We start from the raw sequence: 17,017 nt of genomic DNA on the forward strand, positions 1-17,017 counted from the left end.
ATTCCCGTAATAAAGCCACTAACGTGCGTAATGCTGTGGAAAACGGGGTTCGCCGGCCGGAAAGTTGAAACGGGCCGCCGGCAACCAATTTGTATGAGCGTCAGCACGGCGGTTGTCCTCGCTGCCGGTGAAGGGACTCGGTTGCGTCCGCTGACGCGCAACCGTCCGAAACCGATGTTGCCCGCCGCCAATCGCCCGATCCTCGAACACGTGTTCGACGCCCTGGTCGACGCCGGCATGGACGAACTCGTCTGTGTCGTCGGCTACAAGCACGACCGGGTGCAGGACCACTTCGGCCCGAGTTATCGGGACGTCCCCGTCCAGTACGTCCGCCAGCACAAACAGTTAGGAAGCGGCCACGCCCTCCTGCAGGCCCGCGCGGCCGTCGACGGCCCGCCGCTGGTCGTCAACGGTGATCGGCTCATCGAGTCCTCGATGGTCGAGGCCGTCGCGGAGGGCTTCGAGCGCCACGGCTCCAGCGCCGCCCTCGCGGTCCTGGAACACCCAGACGCCGGCCAGTACGGCGCGGTCGTCCTCCAGAACGACGAACTCACCGAGATAATCGAGAAACCCACGACCGGTGAGTACCGGCTGATCAACGCCGGGATCTACGCCTTCGACGCGGGAATCTTCGACGAGATCGCCGACACACCCCGGTCGGCCGGCGAACTCGCCCTGACCGACACCATCGCTCGCCTGGCCGAGCGCGGGCAGGTGCGGGGGGTCCGCTGTGAGGGGATGTGGGTCGACGCGACCTACCCCTGGGACCTGTTGACCGTCGCCCGGACGGTGCTGGCACGGGGAAAAGTCGACGTGCCCGAGCGAGACGAGCGCGTCTGGGTCCACGGCGACGCCCGCGTTCACGAGGACGCGACGCTCCGGCCGCCGGTCGTCGTCGGGCCGGACTCGGAGATCGGCCCCGGCGCGGTCGTCGGTCCCGACGTGGCGCTGGGATACAACGTCACCGTCGGCGCGAACGTGACGGTCGAACGCACAGTACTGGACGCCGACGCACGCGTCGATGCCGGGAGCGTCCTCGTCGACACCGTGACCGGGCAGGACGTGGACGTGGGTGCGGGCTCGGTCGTCCCTGGCGGGCAGGCCGACGTGCGCGTCGGCAACGAGGTCTTCGAGGATCAGCGCCTCGGCGCGGTCCTCGCGGATCGCGTCACCGCGGAGGGCGACGTGAGCTTCGACCCCGGCACGCTGGTCGGGCCGTCGGCGCACCTCCACACCGGCGCCCACGCCCGGGGACAGATCCCCGACGGCGCGGAGGTGATGCGCTGATGTGCGGGATCATCGGCTGTGCCGGCCGCGACGGCGAGACGCTCGACGTACTCGTCCACGGGCTGTCGAAACTCGAGTATCGGGGGTACGACTCGGCGGGCGTCGCCCTCGCCGGCTCCGACCTCGACGTGTGCAAGACCGCGGGCGAGATCGACGAACTCCGGGCAGCACTGGAAGAGCGCAGTCCATCGGGGTCGGTCGGGATCGGCCACACCCGCTGGAGTACCCACGGGCCGCCGACCGACGAGAACGCCCACCCACATCTCGACTGCAACCGCGAGGTCGCGGTCGTCCACAACGGGATCATCGAGAACTACCAGGAACTCAGAGACGAACTCTCGACGGCCGGCCACGAGTTCCGCAGCGACACCGACACCGAGGTCGTCCCGCACCTGATCGAGGACGCGCTCGCGGACGGTGCCGACCCCGAGGACGCGGTCCGACAGGCCGTCGCCCGGCTGGAGGGGAGCTACGCGGTCTGTGTCGTCATGTCCGGCGTCGATCGCATCTTCGCGGCGCGCAACGACTCACCGCTCGTGCTGGGCGTCGACGGCGAGGCGCGAAGCGCCTCGGAATCTGCGAGCGGCGACGAGCCGCGAGCGGCCTACTACCTCGCCAGCGACGTGCCGGCCTTCCGGGACCACACCGACCGGGTGGTCTACCTCGCCGACGGCGAGTTCGCGGTCGTCGACGCCGACGGCTACCGGGTGACCACGCTGGACGGCGAGCCCGTCGAGAAGACCGAGGACACCGTCGACTGGGACCCCGAGGAGACCGGCAAGAGCGGCTACGACCACTTCATGCTCAAGGAGATCCACGAGCAGCCCCGGGCGCTCCGGCAGTGTTTCCGTGGGCGGGTCGACGAACTCTCCGGCACCGTGGACCTCGCCGACCTTGGCGACCTCTCGCCGCGTGGCGTTCAACTGGTCGCCTGTGGGACGAGCTACCACGCGGCCGTCTACGCCGCCCAGCTGTTCCAGCAGGCCGGGATTCCCGCCCAGGCGTTCCTCGCTTCCGAATACGCCACCAGCCCACCGCCCATCGGGGACGCACTGGTGATCGGCGTCACCCAGAGCGGGGAGACCGCGGACACCCTGAGCGCGCTCCGGGAGGCCCGGCGGCGCGGTGCGCGCACGCTCGCGGTGACCAACACGGTCGGTTCGACGGTCGCTCGTGAGTGCGATCACGCGATGTACATCCGGGCGGGCCCGGAGATCGGCGTCGCCGCGACCAAGACCTTCTCCAGTCAGATCGCGGCGCTGAACCTGCTGTCGCTGGCGATCACGAGCGTCGGGGACAGCCGCGAGGTCATCAGCGGCCTGCGCGATCTTCCGGGGGCGGTCCAGGAAATCCTCGACACTTCCACGGCTCAGGAGATCGCCGAGACCTACCGGGACGCCGAGTCGTACTTCTTCATCGGCCGGGGCCTGCACTACCCCGTCGCGCTGGAGGGCGCGCTGAAGATGAAGGAGATCACGTACAAACACGCCGAGGGCTTCGCGGCGGGCGAACTCAAACACGGGCCGCTGGCGCTGGTCACCTCCGACACGCCCGTGTTCGCGGTCGTCACCGGCGACGACGAGCAGGCGACCAAGACCGTGGGCAACGTCAAGGAAGTCGAGGCCCGCGACGCGCCGGTCGTGGCGGTCACCGACGGCGCGAGTGACGTGGAGCGATACGCCGACCACGTGTTGGAGGTGCCCGACACCCACCGGCGTGTGGCCGCGGTCGTCGCGAACGTCCAACTCCAGCTCGTGGCCTACCACACTGCGGACATGCTCGGGCGCTCGATCGACAAACCGCGAAACCTGGCCAAAAGCGTCACCGTCGAGTAATCAGCCGCTATCGTCGTCGTTCGGCTGTTTCTCCGGACGATCGGTCTCCTCTCCCGGCGGCTCCGGTGGTTCGAGGACCGCCCGGAGGAGGCGACCCGTTCGCGTCTCCGCGAGTTCCGACGCCGACAGCGGCACCTGGGTCGCCAGCGTGGCGAAGCCGAACAGGATCGCCCGGACGAGGAGGCCGGACTGCCCGAGATTGCCCAGCACCAGCGAGAGCGCCGTCTCGACGAGGACCGCAACGACCGCGACGATGCCCAGCGCACGCACCGGTGCGTCCACGACGGAATCGGCCGTGGCCTGCGCACTCGACCCGTCCCACGCGTCGGCGATCGGGTCGACGACGCGGTCCAGCACGCGGATGATCGGGCCGATGGTGTAGGTCTCCCGCAGGTCGACGACGATCACGTCGGGGTCGGGTTCGGCGGTCAGCCAGCGGTACGACCACGAGGCGCGAACCCAGTCACCGAGCGTCGCTATCACTCCTCTCGTCGTGGAGCCGGCGGCGGCGGTCTCGAACCGGTCTACGACGGCGGTCAGTGTCTGCCCGGTCCGGGAGGTCGCGAACCAGTCCGCGACGGTCTCACGCACCCGAACGACGGCAGACACGTCGTCGCTCGACGCATCACTCATCGGACTCGAAATCGAGAAGGGTTCCGTGAATCGTAACGCCGTCGAACTCGAGGGTGACCTGGCGGCCGACCGTCAACGGTCCGTCGTGGAACTGGATCGCCGACCCGCTCGCCCTGCCGGTCGCCCGGACGGTTAGGGTCACGTCGCGGTCCCGCGGATGGTCGCGGACGACGAGTTCGCCATCGCTGGTCGGCACGACCACGGTCGCGGGGCCCGTGGTCACGTCGACGAGCCGCGCGGTCCCGCCACGATGGCTCTCCGTCGTCCCCGGCCCGAGAGCCGTGGCGACAGCGGGCCGAACTCCCTCCCAGGCGATCGTCATGGTGACGTCGGTCGGGTCACCCGGTGGCTGGAGCGACCCGACAGCCCGGATCGTCCCGTCGAGTCCCTCCACGTGGTTCGTTCGGAGGGGGATGGTCGAGCCGACGCGGAGCGCCCGATCGGCGAACTCGGACTCGCCGCCGACGGTCCGGGTCGCGAGCGTGATACCCAGCCGGAGCCGGCGACGCTCGTCTTCGTTCGTCGGAATCGACACGACGGACCCGACCGTCGCGAGCGTCCGGTTGCCGACGGTGAGGCGGTCGCCGGTCTCGACCGCCGCCGCTGTCGACGCGTCGACCTCCGTCGTGAGGGACACGGCGACCGTGTCAGTCTGGAACGCCGACCCGTTGTGGTCGACGGACCGGACGGCTGCGTCCGTCTGGTAGCCGTCTCCGACGACAGTAACACTCCGTCCAGTACGGATCGGCGCGCCCCTGACAGGCAGTCCGGCGGGGTAGGCGATCCGGAGGAACGACTGCACGCGGCCGTTGGTCGCCCCGGTCCGGTGGACGTCGGTGACCCGAACCGTCGTGCTCGATCCGGCGAGCGTGACGTTCTGCCCCGCCTGGATCGCCGACGCGGACTGGACCGACTGCGGACCGAGCGCGAGCGTCGCGTAGCGAGTCTCGGTGTTCCCGCCGTCGCCATTTCCGCCCGGTTCCGCCTGGTCGCTACTACCGGTCACCAGCGCGACGCCCGCGCCGACTACTGCGAGCACGACCAACAGGACGAGCGCGTCGACCACGTTGACGCGTCCGAACAACCGTCCCTCCTCGTCGATCAACTCCATCGCTTGTCCCCCGCGTCGATCCCTGCGCGTATAGTGGTTTCGACAGATTCAGCCGTCAGCGACCCGATGTCGACGTTCCCGATAGCCACTGGCAGTGACAGATCACAAACTATTTACTCGCGCGTGGTTACTCGGAACGTGAGTAACTAATGACGATACTCGTCACTGGCGGTGACGGCTACGTCGGGTGGCCCACCGCGCTCCGGATCGCGACCAGAACCGAGGACCGAGTGCTGGCGGTCGACAGTTTCGAGCGGCGCGAGTGGGTCGAAGAGGTCGGGTCGACCAGCGCCGTCCCCATCGGCTGGATGGACGAGCGCCTCGCGGCGGCCCGCGAGGCCCACGACGTGCACAATCTCTCCTTCGTCCAGGGCGACCTCGTCGAGAAGGAGTTCGTCGACGAACTGCTCACCGTGCACGAACCGGACGTGATCGTCCACGCCGCGGCCCAGCCCTCCGCGCCGTACTCCCAGATCAACGGCGAGCGGGCCAACTACACCCAGCACAACAACATGCAGGCCACGCGGAACCTCGTCTTCGGCCTGCACGAACACGACCTCACGGACACGCACTTCATCGAGACCACGACGACCGGCGTCTACGGCGCGCCGGAGTTCCCCATCCCTGAGGGTGGTGCCATCATGGAGAACGACGGCGAGCGCGACGAGGTGCCCTTCCCGGCGATGGCCGGTTCGTGGTATCATCTGACGAAATCGCACGATGCAGCCAATCTCCGGCTCGCTCAGAGCCAGTTCGACATCCCCGTCTCGGACGTGCGGACGGCCATCGTCTACGGCACCGAGACCGACGAGACCCGGGCCGACGACCGGCTGAAGACCCGCTTCGACTTCGACTACTACTTCGGCACCGTCGGCCACCGCTTCTGTGCCCAGGCCGTCGCGGGCTACCCCGTCACGGTCTACGGGAAGGGCGAACAGCGCAAACCCTTCATCAGCCTCGAAGACACCGTCGAGGGGCTCGCGCGGCTGGCCCTGATCGACCCCGACGAGCGGCCCGACGACCTCACTGTGTACAACCAGGTCACGCGGGCCATCAGCATCGTCGAGATCGCCGAGACCATCGCCCACGTGGGCGACGAGTTCGACCTCGACGTGGCCGTCGAGCACTTCGAGAACCCACGCGACGAGGACGAGACCCACAAGATGGAGATCGAGAACGCACAGTATATGGACGTGATCGGCGAGCAGGCCCAGGACTTCGAGGGCGGCGTCCGGGACATCTTCGAGACGCTGACCCGCTACACCGAGACCATCGAGGCCCACGAGGACCGGTTCCTCCCGGGCGTCCTGGAGGAGTCGGAGGACTGAGCCGTGGACGTACTGGTCACCGGCGGCTGTGGGTACATCGGGAGCGCGCTGATCCCGGAGCTCCGAGCCGACGATGCGGTCGAGCGGGTGGTCGTCCTCGATTCGTTGTCCAGCGGCTCACCCCGCGCCCTGCTGGGGACGCTCGCCACCGACCCCGACGACGGCGTCGACTTCCGCCGTGGCGACGTGCGGGAGTACGGCGACGTGGAGAACGCCATGCGCGACGTGGACACCGTGATCCACCTCGCGGCGATCACCGGCGCGGCCAGCACCCACGACCGCCGCGAGGAGACGATGGCGGTCAACTACGACGGCACCGAGAACGTCCTGAAGGCGGCGGGGAAACTGGGCGTCGAGAACGTCGTCTCGGCCTCCTCGTGTAACATCTACGGCCGGGCGATGAGCCGGGACATCGACGAGTCGGTCGAACCCGACCCGATCAACCCCTACGCCGAAGCCAAGTACGAGGCCGAATCGCTGCTGGCCGACTACTGCGAGGACCACGACATGGCCGGGACCGCGCTGCGGATGAGCACGAACTACGGCTACTCGCCGGGCGTGCGGTTCAACCTCGTCGTCAACCACTTCGTCTTCCGCGCGCTGACCGGGCGCTCCTTGACCGTCTACGGTGACGGGTCGAACTGGCGGCCGTTCATCCACGTCGAGGACGCCGCCGCGGCGTACAAACACGCCGCCTGCAACCCCGACGACTGGAGTCACGACGTGTACAACGTCGGCACCAACGCGGGCAACTACCGGATCAGCGAGATCGCCGACCTCGTGCGGGACGAGGTGGGCCCCGTCGACGTGACCTACCTCGAAGACGAACATCCTGGCCCGTCGTATCACGTCAACTTCGACCGGCTGGCCGAGACCGGCTTCGAGCCGGAGTGGTCCCTGCAGGAGGGCGTTCGGGACCTGGCCGACCGGTTCACGGGCGCGGAGTGAGCGCTTCGCGGTCAGGACGACACGCAAGTTTATCGGGGAAAACGCCCAACTACCGGGTATGACCGAAATCGTCCGGACGGACGACGTACTCGGCGGTGATCCTCGCCTCGACGGTCGGCGTATCTCCGTTCTCCAGATCGCGGATATGGTTCTCGAAGCGGACCGATCACCGGAGTACGTGGCCGACCAGCTCGACATCTCGCTGGCCGAAGTACACACGGCTCTAGCGTACTACTACGACCATCCCGACGAGATCGAGATGATCCGTGACCGCCACGACCGGCTCGAAACGTCACTCGCCGAACGAGCGACGACGCCGGACCACGTCGAGCAGTGATCGATGGCACGGTTGTCTTTCTGTACCGACGAACACGTTCCACACGCGTTCGTGTCGGCGCTCGAATCGAACGGGTTCTCGGTCGTCACTGCTGCCGGGGAACACGGGCAGGATACCGTCGACGAGGAACTACTGGCGTGGTGTGGTGATTCGGACCGTGTTCTGGTCACGAACGACCGGGATTTCGTCGAACTCGACGAGCAGGTAAACCACGCCGGACTCGTGATATACACGTCACAAGCGATTTCGCCCAGCGATTTTGCGAGAGCTATCAGACGCGTCGACCGTCAATTTGGAGCTAAAGAGATGCGGGACGTTCTGGTGTGGCTCGATCAGTGGCTGTGACAGTTCGGAACCTGTCCCGACGCTTCCTTTTCAGTCTTCAATTCGGTCGACTGTCCCGGATTCGAAGATTCCCTGCCCAGTCACGTCGGCCAGTTTTCCGCCGCTTTCGAGTCGATCCTCGATGACCTCGCTGAAACTCCGATCCCCTTTCTCCCGTTTCAGCTTGCGGTACACCTCGTCGGAGACCGAGATGGTCTTGCTCACACTCTATGTGTGGGTGTTTGCTCGCAAAACTGTTCTGCCGACTCAGTCGTCGCCCTCGACCTGGGCGTGTTTCGTGCTGTCGACGCTGACGGTCTCCCACTCCTGGTCGGTGTGGGCACCCTCGCGCTCGCGGGCGCTGGCGGCGACGCGGATGAACTCGGCCTTCTCGCGGGCGTCGGGGATGGTGTGGCCGCCACAGTAGGAGAGGCCGGACTTGATGCCGGCGGAGAACTCCTCGGCCACGTCGGCGACCGGTCCCTTGTAGGGAGTTAGCCCCTCCACGCCCTCGTCTTGCGTTACGTCTTCCTCTTTGTCCGAGCGGTCCTCGGCGGCCGCGGTCGTGGCCATCCCACGGGAGCGCTTGTACCGGACGCCGTCGACTTCGACGGTCTCGCCGGGGGCCTCGGCCGTCCCGGCGAAGAGACTGCCCAGCATTACGGTGTCCGCGCCGGCCATCAGCGCCTTGACGGCGTCGCCGGAGGTCCGGATGCCGCCATCGGCACAGATGGTCACGTCCAGATCCGCGGCGGCCTCGGCGCAGTCGTCGACCGCCGTCAGCTGGGGCACGCCCGCGCCCGCCACTTTCCGGGTCGTGCAGTGTGACCCTGGACCGATGCCGACTTTCACGCAGTCAGCGCCGGCGGCGTAGAGGTCTTCGACGCCCGCCGGCGTGGCGACGTTGCCCGCGACCAGTTCGAGGTCGGGGAACGCGTCCCGGATCGCGGCGACCGCGTCGAGCGTCCGTTCCATGTGCCCGTGGGCGACGTCGACGACGACCGCGTCGACGCCGGCGTCGACCAGCGCACCGGCCCGCCCGAGGGTATCCTCGTCGATGCCGACGGCGGCCGCGACCGGCTGGCCGGCGTCGGCGACTGTCGCGACCTGCGTGGCTTGCTCGTCGACGGTCAGGAAGCGGTGGATCGTCCCGATCCCGCCGGCCTCGCCGAGTGTGATTGCCAGCTCGGCCTCCGTCACCGTGTCCATCGCCGCCGAGACCAGCGGTGTGTCCAGTTCGATTCCGGGCGTCAGGTCGGTGGTGAGGTCCACGTCGCTCCGGCTGTCGACCGGCGAGCGCTGTGGGATCAGCAACACGTCCCCGTAGCTCAGTCCGGTTCGCGGTTCGTTCATGGCCGCACAGTACCAGTCGCTTCGAGCGGATAAATCCGCTGATCGTGTCAACTATCGTTTTCACGACGTGTTGACCTGACACCCGCGGACCACGAAGTTTGTAACCCCTCGCGTGGACATCCTGCCCATGAGCGAGACCGCCGAGCCCGTCCACGTCGCCGTCACCGGCGCGGCGGGCTACATCGGCAGCCGCGTCGTCGCACAGCTCCAGCAGGACCATCCCGACTGGGAGATTACCGCGCTGGACAACTTCTACCTCGGCGACCTTCGCGAGATCGGTGACGTGCCCGTCGACCACGTCGATATCCGCAACCGCGACCGGCTTGAGGAGTCCTTGGAGGGCGCGGACGTGGTCCTCCACCTCGCCGCGATCTCCGGCGTCGACGACTGCGACGACAAGCCCGACCTGGCCTACGAGGTCAACGTCACCGGCACCAACAACGTCGCCTGGTGGTGTCAGAAGACCGGTGCGGCGCTGTGTTTCCCCTTCTCGATGGCCGTGATCGGCGACCCCCAGGAGTTCCCCATTACGGTGGATCTGCCACGCGATCCGTTGAATTGGTACGGCCGGACGAAAGTGCTGGGCGAGCGAGCCATCGATACGTTCGCCGACGGAAGCTTCCCGGCTCACCAGTTCATGATCTCGAATCTGTACGGTCGCCACGAGGTCGGCGATCGGGAGGTCTCGAAGGGCACGGTGATCAACTTCTTCGTGAACCGGGCGCTGGCCGGGGAGACACTGACTGTCTACGAGCCCGGGAGTCAGTCCCGGAACTTCGTCCACGTCAAGGACGTGGCCGACGCGTTCGTCAAGAGTGCAGAGCGGCTGGTGGAACAGCGTGCGGCTGGGGAGACCGGGGTCGAGAAGTACGAGATCGCCAGTGACGAAGATCCGGGCGTGATGGAAGTGGCCGAGTTGGTGCAGTCGATTGCTCGTGAGGAACGTGGCATCGACGCCGACGTGGAACTGGTCGAGAACCCTCGCAGTGGGGAGACACTGGTCGACGAGTTCGGGGTGGATACGGCGGCTGCGCGGGATCGGCTGAGGTGGAAGGTGTCGGAGAGCGTCGAGGACTCGGTTCGCGGGCTACTGTCGGACGTGAAAGGAACCGATCAGTAAAACCCTCGGTAAATCGACCACCGATACGGATTTACCGCTCATGTAGGAGCGTTTCGAGATTTTTCTGGACGTACTCTCTGTCACGGGCGTCAAGATACCAGTCAAGAGTCTTCCTGATCCCCTCTTCCACGGTATACTGGGGTTCCCAGCCGAGGAGTTCCTCCGCACGTGTGGTATCTGCAGCTCGATGACGAACGCCCTCCGGTTTATCAGTCATATAGTTAATCTCGTCAGGCTCCCAGTCCAGATAGTCGAATATGTACTCGACAGCTTTGTTCATCGTCACGTACCGACTGATACCGGCGTTGACTGGCGTTCCGTCGGTGACGTTTTCGGCTGCGAAACGGATCGCTCTGGTAATATCTTTGACGTAGGTGAAGTTCCGAGTCTGTTCACCGTCACCCCAGATCTGGAACGGGTCTTGTTTGGCGTAGGCCTTCGCCATGAACGCGACGATGGCGTGGGTTTCGTTCTCTCGCGGACCGTATGCAGTGAATATTCGAACGATGCTTGCGTCGATGTCGTACTGTTCCTGGTAGGCCTGCAGCGATCGCTCCCCCATGAGCTTCGCCCAACCATAGACTTCGTCCGCGTATGCCCCACCTCGTTCGTCGAAGCTCACCATGTCCTCACGGAGACGTCGTTTTTCCTTTTGAATGTCGGTCGGATAGGTGCAAGCACTGGAGGCGAACGAGATCCGGTCAACCCCGTTCTTGGCGGCTGCTTCGTACACGATATTGTCCAGTGTCATGTTCGTGGCACAGTTTGCAGGGTACTGCGAAATGTACCCCCGTCCGCCGTGATCCGCTGCGAGGTGGAAGACTGTATCGATGCCCTCGGTCGCTTCATCCGCGAAGCCCCAGTGTTTAAGATTCCCGTCGAGAATTTCGATCTCGTCTCTGACAGCAGTGAGGTTTTCCATCTCACCGCTAGAGAAGTCGTCGGCGACGCGAACGTTCGCACCGTGATCGACCAGATCCTCAACGAGGTGTGAACCGATAAACGATGCACCACCTGTGACGAGAACGTCCTCACTGTCCCACTCTGTCATTCACCATCACCTCCATCTGTAGCTGCCGTCCGTTGCTCTCCGTCAAGTCGGTCTTCTGCCCACTCGTAGACTTGTCGGAGCCCCTCTTCGAGCGGGACGCTCGGCACCCAGTCGAGCTCTTCCCGCATTTTCGTCATATCACAGGCGTATTTGTCAGTACCCGTCGGTTTCGATAGGTCGTGTCCAATTTCGATATCTTTGCCGCTGATCTCGATGATCATTTCCGCGAGCTCGTTGATAGTAACGACTTCGTTAGAATTGCCGAGGTTGATCGGTTCGCCGTCCGTTTTCTTCTCCAGTGCCTCTATCATCCCGTCTACTAGATCGGTTACGTAAATGAATCCTCTTTCTTGGGTTCCGTCTCCGAATAGTTCGATAGACCCGCCCTCTGGTTCCTCGATCACCTTTCGACAAAGCGATGGGATGACGTGGCTACTGTCTGGATCGAGGCTCTCTCGTGGTCCGTAGCAGTTGAAGATGCGAACCGCACCAGTATTGACCGTCGTGTCGGTGTGATACGCGTCACACGCGACTTCACCGAGTATTTTTGCCCAGCCGTAGGTGCTGTGGGGGTTCGCCGGGACCGCCTGCTCCTCACTGAACAGGTTCAGATCGTCGTGTTCCTGTCGATAGATGCAGGCACTCGAAGCGAACAGGAAGCGGTCGACATCGTGAATCCGTGCGGCTTCGAGCATGTTCTGGTTCATCAGGACGCTCGGCGTGAGTCCTCCAACGTTCTCCCGCTGGATATAGTGGATACCGCCGACCGAGGCTGCGAGGTGAAACACGTGGTCGACTCCCTCAGTAGCATCAACACAGCCCTTGTGCGTAGTAAGGTCGACGGGGCGCACCTCGATGCGGTCCTTCAGATGTTCGATCCGGTCTCGATCTCCGCGTGAGAAGTTGTCGGCGATGACAACGTCCGCCTCGCGCTGAAGTAACTCTTCCGTCAGATACGAACCAATAAAGCCTGCACCGCCGGTTACTAATACAGTAGAATCGCTCAGATCCATTCTGATCCGGTAACGGTACCGTACAGGTATAAACTTTCATTTTGTCGCTGATAACGCGCCAATTCAGGTCCTGATGTGGTTTTAGATCGGTAGTAACCGGGCTGAACGATGATTTTGTTAAAATAAACTTATAAGTAGTATCTATATGCGTTGTCACGACAGCTATCCCTGACTGATATTAATGGCTGTTGCCTCGCTCCTCGCCTGGTCCGCTGTCGCGCAATCATATATCTTTTATACGTGTGGAAAAACTCTATTCCAGTGACTGACACGGATCACACGGATATCAGCCGAAGTGAAAAAATCCGTGCGTTAATCCGCGTTGCCAGATACAGGCCACTCTTTACCGTTGCAATCATTGGTGGTGGTGTCTTTGCAGCCCTACTCGAGGGAATCGGACTGAGTTTCATCCTGCCGATTATCGAAATTGTCCAGTCCAGCGGCGACCCTGCAGCGCAGGCCGACGGCATCCTCGGTGCCTTCGTGTTTGCCTACCAATTGCTGGGGCTCCCGTTCACACTGGGGTTCGTTGTCATCGGTGTCAGCCTCGTCCTGACAGTCCGGTGGACACTGACGTTCGTCGTCCGGTGGCTCCGTGAAGCACTGGTTGTCGACTACACGCGAGAGATTCAGGTCCAATCGTTCGAACGAGCACTCGATTCGCGAATCGCGTACTTCGACCAGGAAGGATCGGATGATATCCTCAATGCCATCGTTACGCAGGCGGAGTACGCCGGCGAAGTGATCAAACACGTCGTGAACTTCATCGAACAGGGATTCCTGTCGGTGATGTACCTCGGTGTTGCCTTCATCCTAGCACCAATCCTAACGGCCTTCGCAATCGTCTTTCTCGGCGGGTTTTCGCTCCTGTTTCGACGATTGATCGAGTCGGGCTACGAACTCGGCGATCGAGTCGCGGACGCGAACGAACAGATACAGCAAGCCGCTCAGTCGGGGACACAGGGGATCAGAGACACGAAGCTGTTTGGGCTGAAACAGGAGTTGCTGGATGACTTGATCAGGGCGACTAACCTGTTTGCCGAATCTGGTATCAGACAGCGTCGGAACAAGCAGGGAATAAAGAATTTCTACAATCTCTTAACTGCAATCTCCGTGTTCGTCCTAATCTACCTGGCGATTACCGTCGCAGAGATGTCGATCGGCTCGCTCGGGATCTTCCTATTTGCGATGTTCCGACTCGGTCCGAAGGCCAGTAACCTCAACTCAACGTTTTATCAGATTGAGAACAACCTCGCACACCTCGTTCGGATGCAAGCATTCGTCGACGAACTCGAACGAAACGAAGAGCCTACCACGGCGGACGAATCTGTTCCCAAAACGGTCGAAACCGTTGAGTTCGACGACGTTCGGTTTTCCTACCCCGGGCAGGCGGAGCCGGCACTGTCGGGGCTATCCTTCGCGTTCGAACGGGGCGAGTTCGTGGGCTTCGTTGGACAGTCCGGGGCCGGCAAGTCGACTGTCGTTTCGTTGTTAGCACGGATGTACGAGCCCGATTCGGGTGTGATCCGCGCAAACGGACGTTCGATCCATAAGATGGATATCGACGAGTGGCGCTCTCGGATAGCCGTGGTCCGACAAGATCCGTTCATATTCAACGATACGCTCAGGTACAACCTGACGATCGGTAACCGGGAAGCGTCTCGGCGTGATCTCGATCGTGTCTGCGAGATCGCAAAGGTCGACGAGTTCCTCAAGAACATGCCAGCGGGATACGACACGCAACTCGGTGACGAGGGCGTCCGTCTCTCGGGTGGTCAACGGCAGCGAGTCGCACTCGCACGGGCGCTTTTGAAGGACGCCGATGTGCTGGTCCTCGACGAAGCCACGAGCGACCTCGATTCCAGCCTCGAAAAAGAGGTTCAGTCCGCCATCGAGAGCATGGATCGCGACTACGCTATCGTCGGTATCGCCCATCGGCTCTCGACCGTAAAGAACGCTGACCGGATTTACACCGTTGATGACGGCGAGATCATTGAGTCCGGGACACACGCAACCCTAATCGAGAGCGGCGGTCAGTACGCTGACCTGTACGCGATCCAGTCACAGGGAAAGTAATCGCCACAGAAGGGCCCGTGATGATTATGTAGCCGACTCCAGTGCTGCTGCTAACGTCTCCACGACTCGCTCCTGATCCCTATCGGTCATACTGTGGGCGACCGGGAGCGTGAGCAGGTTGTGGTGCAGCGCCCGCGACGTTTCGAGGTCACCGACGCGCTTTGCGTCGGCGAAGGCGTCGGTCTGGTGGAGGGCGTACGTGCCGATCTGACTCTCGATGTCCTGTTCCGCCAGCGCGTCGATGAGGTCGTCGCGAGTGTGTTCGTCACCGGCCTCGACGTAGATGCAGTAACTCTGGAAGTTGTGGTGGGCGGGGGCTGGCTCCGCCGGCGGCGTGACGCCTGGAACGTCCTCCAGCAGATCGGTGTAGCGGTGGGCAATCTCGCGGCGTCGCTCGACGATCTCGTCTAGTCGGTCGAGTTGTGCGACGCCGACCGCCGCCAGGATGTCGCTGAACCGGAAGTTGGTAGCGTCGGCCCGGACGAAGCCGATCTCACCCTCGCGCTGATCGGTGCCGAAGTTCTTGACACTACGTATCTCCCGTTCGAGGTCGTCGTCGTCGGTCGTGATCATTCCTCCCTCTCCCGTCGTGAGTACCTTGCGAGGGTGGAAACTGAACACGCTCACGTCGAACTGTGACCCGACTGGCTGGCCGTCGTAGGCGGCCCCGGACGAACAGGCGGCGTCTTCGAGTACGGGGACGCCGTGGGCCGCAGCGATGTCGTTGACGACGTCGGTCGGGAGCGGCTGGCCGCCCCACGACACCGGGAGGAGCGCGCCCGTCTCGTCGGTCACGGCGTCGGAGAGAGCATCGGTGTCGACGTTGTACGTGTCCCGATCGACGTCGACGAGAACTGGCTCCGCACCCATGCGAACGACCGCGTTGGCGGTCGCTGGGTGCGTGAAGTCCGGAAGCGGGACCTCGTCTCCGGGCCCGATTCCCAGCGCGTCCAGTGCGAGTTCCATCCCGGTCGTACACGAGGTGACGGTGATCGCGTGGTCGGCGCCGACCCGGTCGGCGAACCCGTCTTCGAACTCGTCGGCGTACGGACCCTGTGTCATGTAACCCGACTCCAGAACGGATTCGATGTTCCCGAGTTCGTCGTCACCGACGACCGGCTCGATGAGAGGAATCGTATCTGCCATCTGGTCTATCATACGTCAGTGAGTACTTGGCTGTGGTGGTTCCCGCGCTGGTGCTCTCCAGAAGGGCTTACTGTATCGGCGCGCAACTGCCCGCTCACGATGGAACTCGCGACTGCCGGCCTGGCCGACGCGGACGACCTCTCGTCGATCACTGTCACCGTCTTCGGCCTCGGGAAGATGGGACTGCCGCTGGCGGCCGTCCTCGCCGATCACGGCGCACGCGTGGTCGGTGTCGACATCGACGAGGAGACCGTGACCGCCGTCGACGACGGGCACGCACCGGTGTCGGAACCTGGGCTACAGGCACTACTTGACGAGTACGCGGAAACTCGACTGACGGCGACCACCGACGGCCAGGCGGCCGTGGCGGACGCCGACGTACACATCGTCTTGGTCCCGACGCTCGTCGACGACGCGTCGGACCCCGACCTCGGTCCCGTCCTCGCGGCGGCGAAGACGATCCGTGGCGGGGTGAGCGCAGGCGACCTGGTGATCCTCGAGAGTACCGTTCCGCCGGGAACGACGGCGGGGCCGTTCGCCGAAGCGGCCGAACCGGACGGACTGACTGCGGGCGAGGATTTCGGCGTCGCGCACTGCCCCGAACGCACGTCGTCCGGGCGGGTGATCAGAGACCTGACGGAATCGTATCCGAAGATCGTCGGGGGCGTGAGCGATGCGGGCACGACGGCAGCCGCGTCGTTCTACCGGCAGTTCAACGACCCCGGTGTCATCGAGATGCCGAACGCCACGGCCGCCGAGGCGGTCAAAGTGTTCGAGGGCGTCTACCGGGACGTGAACATCGCACTCGCGAACGAACTTGCGAAAGCCTGTGAGGACTGGGGGCTCGACGCGGCGACGGTGTTCGAGGCCGCGAACAGCCAGCCCTTCTGTGACATCCACGACCCGGGTGTGGGTGTCGGCGGCCACTGCATCCCGGTCTATCCACATTTCGTGATGAACCGTGCCGAAGAGACACCACTGCTCGCGACGGCTCGGGCGGTCAACGACGGGATGCCGGGCCACACCGCCGACATCACTGCGTCGCTCGTCCGGGGTGCGGGCGTCGATCTCGCCGATGCAAGCGTTCTGGTCCTGGGGCTGACGTACCGACCGGGCGTCGACGAGACGCGGTTCGCGCCGGCGTTCGATCTCGTCGAGGCCCTCCGCGATCTCGACGTGACCGTCGCTGCACACGACCCGCTTCTCTCGGCGGCCGAGATCGAATCGGCGGGTGCCAGCCCCGTCACCGATCCGACCGACGGAACCTGGGACGCCGTCGTCCTCGCTACCGGCCACGAAGCGTACGAGTCGCTCGATCTGGACGCGCTCGCCGGCGCGATGCGGACGCCGATCCTCGTCGACGGGCGTGACTTCTTCGACCCTGCCGACGTGACCGCGTTCACCTACGCCTGTATCGGTGACGGGACGAGCGAGGTCTGACCGACGGCCCCGGCC

At 64.1% G+C, this 17,017-nt stretch carries 16 protein-coding genes; 9 read left to right on the forward strand and 7 right to left on the reverse strand.

Translation table 11 applies throughout. The features are described from left to right. The first annotated feature begins 93 nt into the window (after nt 1-93). Complete coding sequence (locus EAF64_RS16715) at nt 94-1,287, forward strand: sugar phosphate nucleotidyltransferase (protein ID WP_129070119.1); 1,194 nt, start codon at nt 94-96, stop codon at nt 1,285-1,287. Beyond that, entirely contained in the window at nt 1,287-3,122 is a 1,836-nt protein-coding gene (gene glmS, locus EAF64_RS16720) for a glutamine--fructose-6-phosphate transaminase (isomerizing) (RefSeq protein WP_129070120.1), read from the forward strand. Before EAF64_RS16715 ends, glmS begins: the two co-directional genes overlap by 1 nt. Here glmS and EAF64_RS16725 read toward each other — a convergent pair whose 3' ends face one another. Both EAF64_RS16725 and EAF64_RS16730 read right to left on the reverse strand, forming a co-directional pair. Then, nucleotides 3,123-3,755, reverse strand: a complete 633-nt coding sequence (locus EAF64_RS16725) for a hypothetical protein (protein WP_129070121.1) — start codon at nt 3,753-3,755, stop codon at nt 3,123-3,125. Further along, on the reverse strand, nt 3,748-4,866 hold the full coding sequence (locus EAF64_RS16730; protein WP_129070122.1) for a DUF4330 domain-containing protein: 1,119 nt from the start codon (nt 4,864-4,866) through the stop codon (nt 3,748-3,750). Before EAF64_RS16730 ends, EAF64_RS16725 begins: the two co-directional genes overlap by 8 nt. Nucleotides 4,867-5,015: 149 nt before the next feature. Here EAF64_RS16730 and EAF64_RS16735 point away from each other — a divergent pair, with 149 nt between their 5' ends. From EAF64_RS16735 to EAF64_RS16750, 4 genes are read left to right on the forward strand one after another with little or no spacing between them, the layout of a single operon-like run. After that, nucleotides 5,016-6,194, forward strand: coding sequence for an NAD-dependent epimerase/dehydratase family protein (locus tag EAF64_RS16735; protein ID WP_129070123.1), 1,179 nt, complete (start codon nt 5,016-5,018; stop codon nt 6,192-6,194). Between the two features lie 3 nt (nt 6,195-6,197). Next, nucleotides 6,198-7,142 (forward strand): NAD-dependent epimerase/dehydratase family protein, encoded by a 945-nt coding sequence (locus EAF64_RS16740; RefSeq protein WP_129070124.1) that lies wholly within the window; start codon nt 6,198-6,200, stop codon nt 7,140-7,142. Between the two features lie 58 nt (nt 7,143-7,200). Further along, entirely contained in the window at nt 7,201-7,479 is a 279-nt protein-coding gene (locus tag EAF64_RS16745) for a DUF433 domain-containing protein (RefSeq protein WP_129070125.1), read from the forward strand. Between the two features lie 3 nt (nt 7,480-7,482). Continuing rightward, nucleotides 7,483-7,824 carry a DUF5615 family PIN-like protein gene (locus tag EAF64_RS16750; RefSeq protein WP_129070126.1) on the forward strand — a complete coding sequence of 114 codons (342 nt, stop codon included), beginning with the start codon at nt 7,483-7,485 and terminating at the stop codon, nt 7,822-7,824. A 30-nt stretch (nt 7,825-7,854) separates the two neighbouring features. Here the strand turns inward: EAF64_RS16750 and EAF64_RS16755 are convergent, their stop codons facing one another. Continuing rightward, nucleotides 7,855-8,028, reverse strand: a complete 174-nt coding sequence (locus EAF64_RS16755) for an antitoxin VapB family protein (RefSeq protein ID WP_129070127.1) — start codon at nt 8,026-8,028, stop codon at nt 7,855-7,857. 42 nt (nt 8,029-8,070) lie between these two features. Further along, nucleotides 8,071-9,156, reverse strand: a complete 1,086-nt coding sequence (locus tag EAF64_RS16760; protein WP_129070128.1) for a guanosine monophosphate reductase — start codon at nt 9,154-9,156, stop codon at nt 8,071-8,073. Nucleotides 9,157-9,283: 127 nt separating this feature from the next. On the opposite strand from EAF64_RS16760, the gene EAF64_RS16765 reads away from it, so the two are divergent. After that, nucleotides 9,284-10,276, forward strand: a complete 993-nt coding sequence (locus EAF64_RS16765) for an NAD-dependent epimerase/dehydratase family protein (protein ID WP_129070129.1) — start codon at nt 9,284-9,286, stop codon at nt 10,274-10,276. A 31-nt stretch (nt 10,277-10,307) separates the two neighbouring features. Here EAF64_RS16765 and EAF64_RS16770 read toward each other — a convergent pair whose 3' ends face one another. Together EAF64_RS16770 and EAF64_RS16775 are read right to left on the reverse strand one after the other, a co-directional pair. Beyond that, a complete protein-coding gene (locus tag EAF64_RS16770) occupies nt 10,308-11,327 on the reverse strand; it encodes an NAD-dependent epimerase/dehydratase family protein (RefSeq protein ID WP_129070130.1) in 1,020 nt (339 codons plus the stop codon). After that, nucleotides 11,324-12,340 carry an NAD-dependent epimerase/dehydratase family protein gene (locus EAF64_RS16775; protein ID WP_129070131.1) on the reverse strand — a complete coding sequence of 339 codons (1,017 nt, stop codon included), beginning with the start codon at nt 12,338-12,340 and terminating at the stop codon, nt 11,324-11,326. Before EAF64_RS16775 ends, EAF64_RS16770 begins: the two co-directional genes overlap by 4 nt. A 261-nt stretch (nt 12,341-12,601) precedes the next feature. On the opposite strand from EAF64_RS16775, the gene EAF64_RS16780 reads away from it, so the two are divergent. After that, nucleotides 12,602-14,416: an ABC transporter ATP-binding protein gene (locus EAF64_RS16780; RefSeq protein WP_129070132.1), complete on the forward strand. Its 1,815-nt coding sequence runs from the start codon at nt 12,602-12,604 to the stop codon at nt 14,414-14,416. 24 nt (nt 14,417-14,440) lie between these two features. Here the strand turns inward: EAF64_RS16780 and EAF64_RS16785 are convergent, their stop codons facing one another. Beyond that, entirely contained in the window at nt 14,441-15,562 is a 1,122-nt protein-coding gene (locus tag EAF64_RS16785; protein ID WP_193767735.1) for a DegT/DnrJ/EryC1/StrS family aminotransferase, read from the reverse strand. 99 nt (nt 15,563-15,661) lie between these two features. Between EAF64_RS16785 and EAF64_RS16790 the strand changes: the two genes are divergently transcribed. Beyond that, on the forward strand, nt 15,662-17,002 hold the full coding sequence (locus tag EAF64_RS16790; protein ID WP_129070134.1) for a nucleotide sugar dehydrogenase: 1,341 nt from the start codon (nt 15,662-15,664) through the stop codon (nt 17,000-17,002). Nucleotides 17,003-17,017: the final 15 nt, after the last annotated feature.

This window comes from Halorientalis pallida (assembly GCF_004118325.1).
Taxonomy (GTDB): Archaea; Halobacteriota; Halobacteria; order Halobacteriales; family Haloarculaceae; genus Halorientalis; species Halorientalis pallida.

Bases quoted from the DNA above. Each gene is read 5' to 3' on its own strand.
- EAF64_RS16725 (WP_129070121.1), bottom strand. From the start codon at position 3,755: ATGAGTGATGCGTCGAGCGACGACGTGTCTGCCGTCGTTCGGGTGCGT.
- EAF64_RS16730 (WP_129070122.1), bottom strand. From the start codon at position 4,866: ATGGAGTTGATCGACGAGGAGGGACGGTTGTTCGGACGCGTCAACGTG.
- EAF64_RS16745 (WP_129070125.1), top strand. From the start codon at position 7,201: ATGACCGAAATCGTCCGGACGGACGACGTACTCGGCGGTGATCCTCGC.
- EAF64_RS16775 (WP_129070131.1), bottom strand. From the start codon at position 12,340: ATGGATCTGAGCGATTCTACTGTATTAGTAACCGGCGGTGCAGGCTTT.
- EAF64_RS16790 (WP_129070134.1), top strand. From the start codon at position 15,662: ATGGAACTCGCGACTGCCGGCCTGGCCGACGCGGACGACCTCTCGTCG.
- EAF64_RS16785 (WP_193767735.1), bottom strand. From the start codon at position 15,562: ATGGCAGATACGATTCCTCTCATCGAGCCGGTCGTCGGTGACGACGAA.
- glmS (WP_129070120.1), top strand. From the start codon at position 1,287: ATGTGCGGGATCATCGGCTGTGCCGGCCGCGACGGCGAGACGCTCGAC.
- EAF64_RS16760 (WP_129070128.1), bottom strand. From the start codon at position 9,156: ATGAACGAACCGCGAACCGGACTGAGCTACGGGGACGTGTTGCTGATC.
- EAF64_RS16765 (WP_129070129.1), top strand. From the start codon at position 9,284: ATGAGCGAGACCGCCGAGCCCGTCCACGTCGCCGTCACCGGCGCGGCG.
- EAF64_RS16770 (WP_129070130.1), bottom strand. From the start codon at position 11,327: ATGACAGAGTGGGACAGTGAGGACGTTCTCGTCACAGGTGGTGCATCG.
- EAF64_RS16750 (WP_129070126.1), top strand. From the start codon at position 7,483: ATGGCACGGTTGTCTTTCTGTACCGACGAACACGTTCCACACGCGTTC.
- EAF64_RS16735 (WP_129070123.1), top strand. From the start codon at position 5,016: ATGACGATACTCGTCACTGGCGGTGACGGCTACGTCGGGTGGCCCACC.
- EAF64_RS16715 (WP_129070119.1), top strand. From the start codon at position 94: ATGAGCGTCAGCACGGCGGTTGTCCTCGCTGCCGGTGAAGGGACTCGG.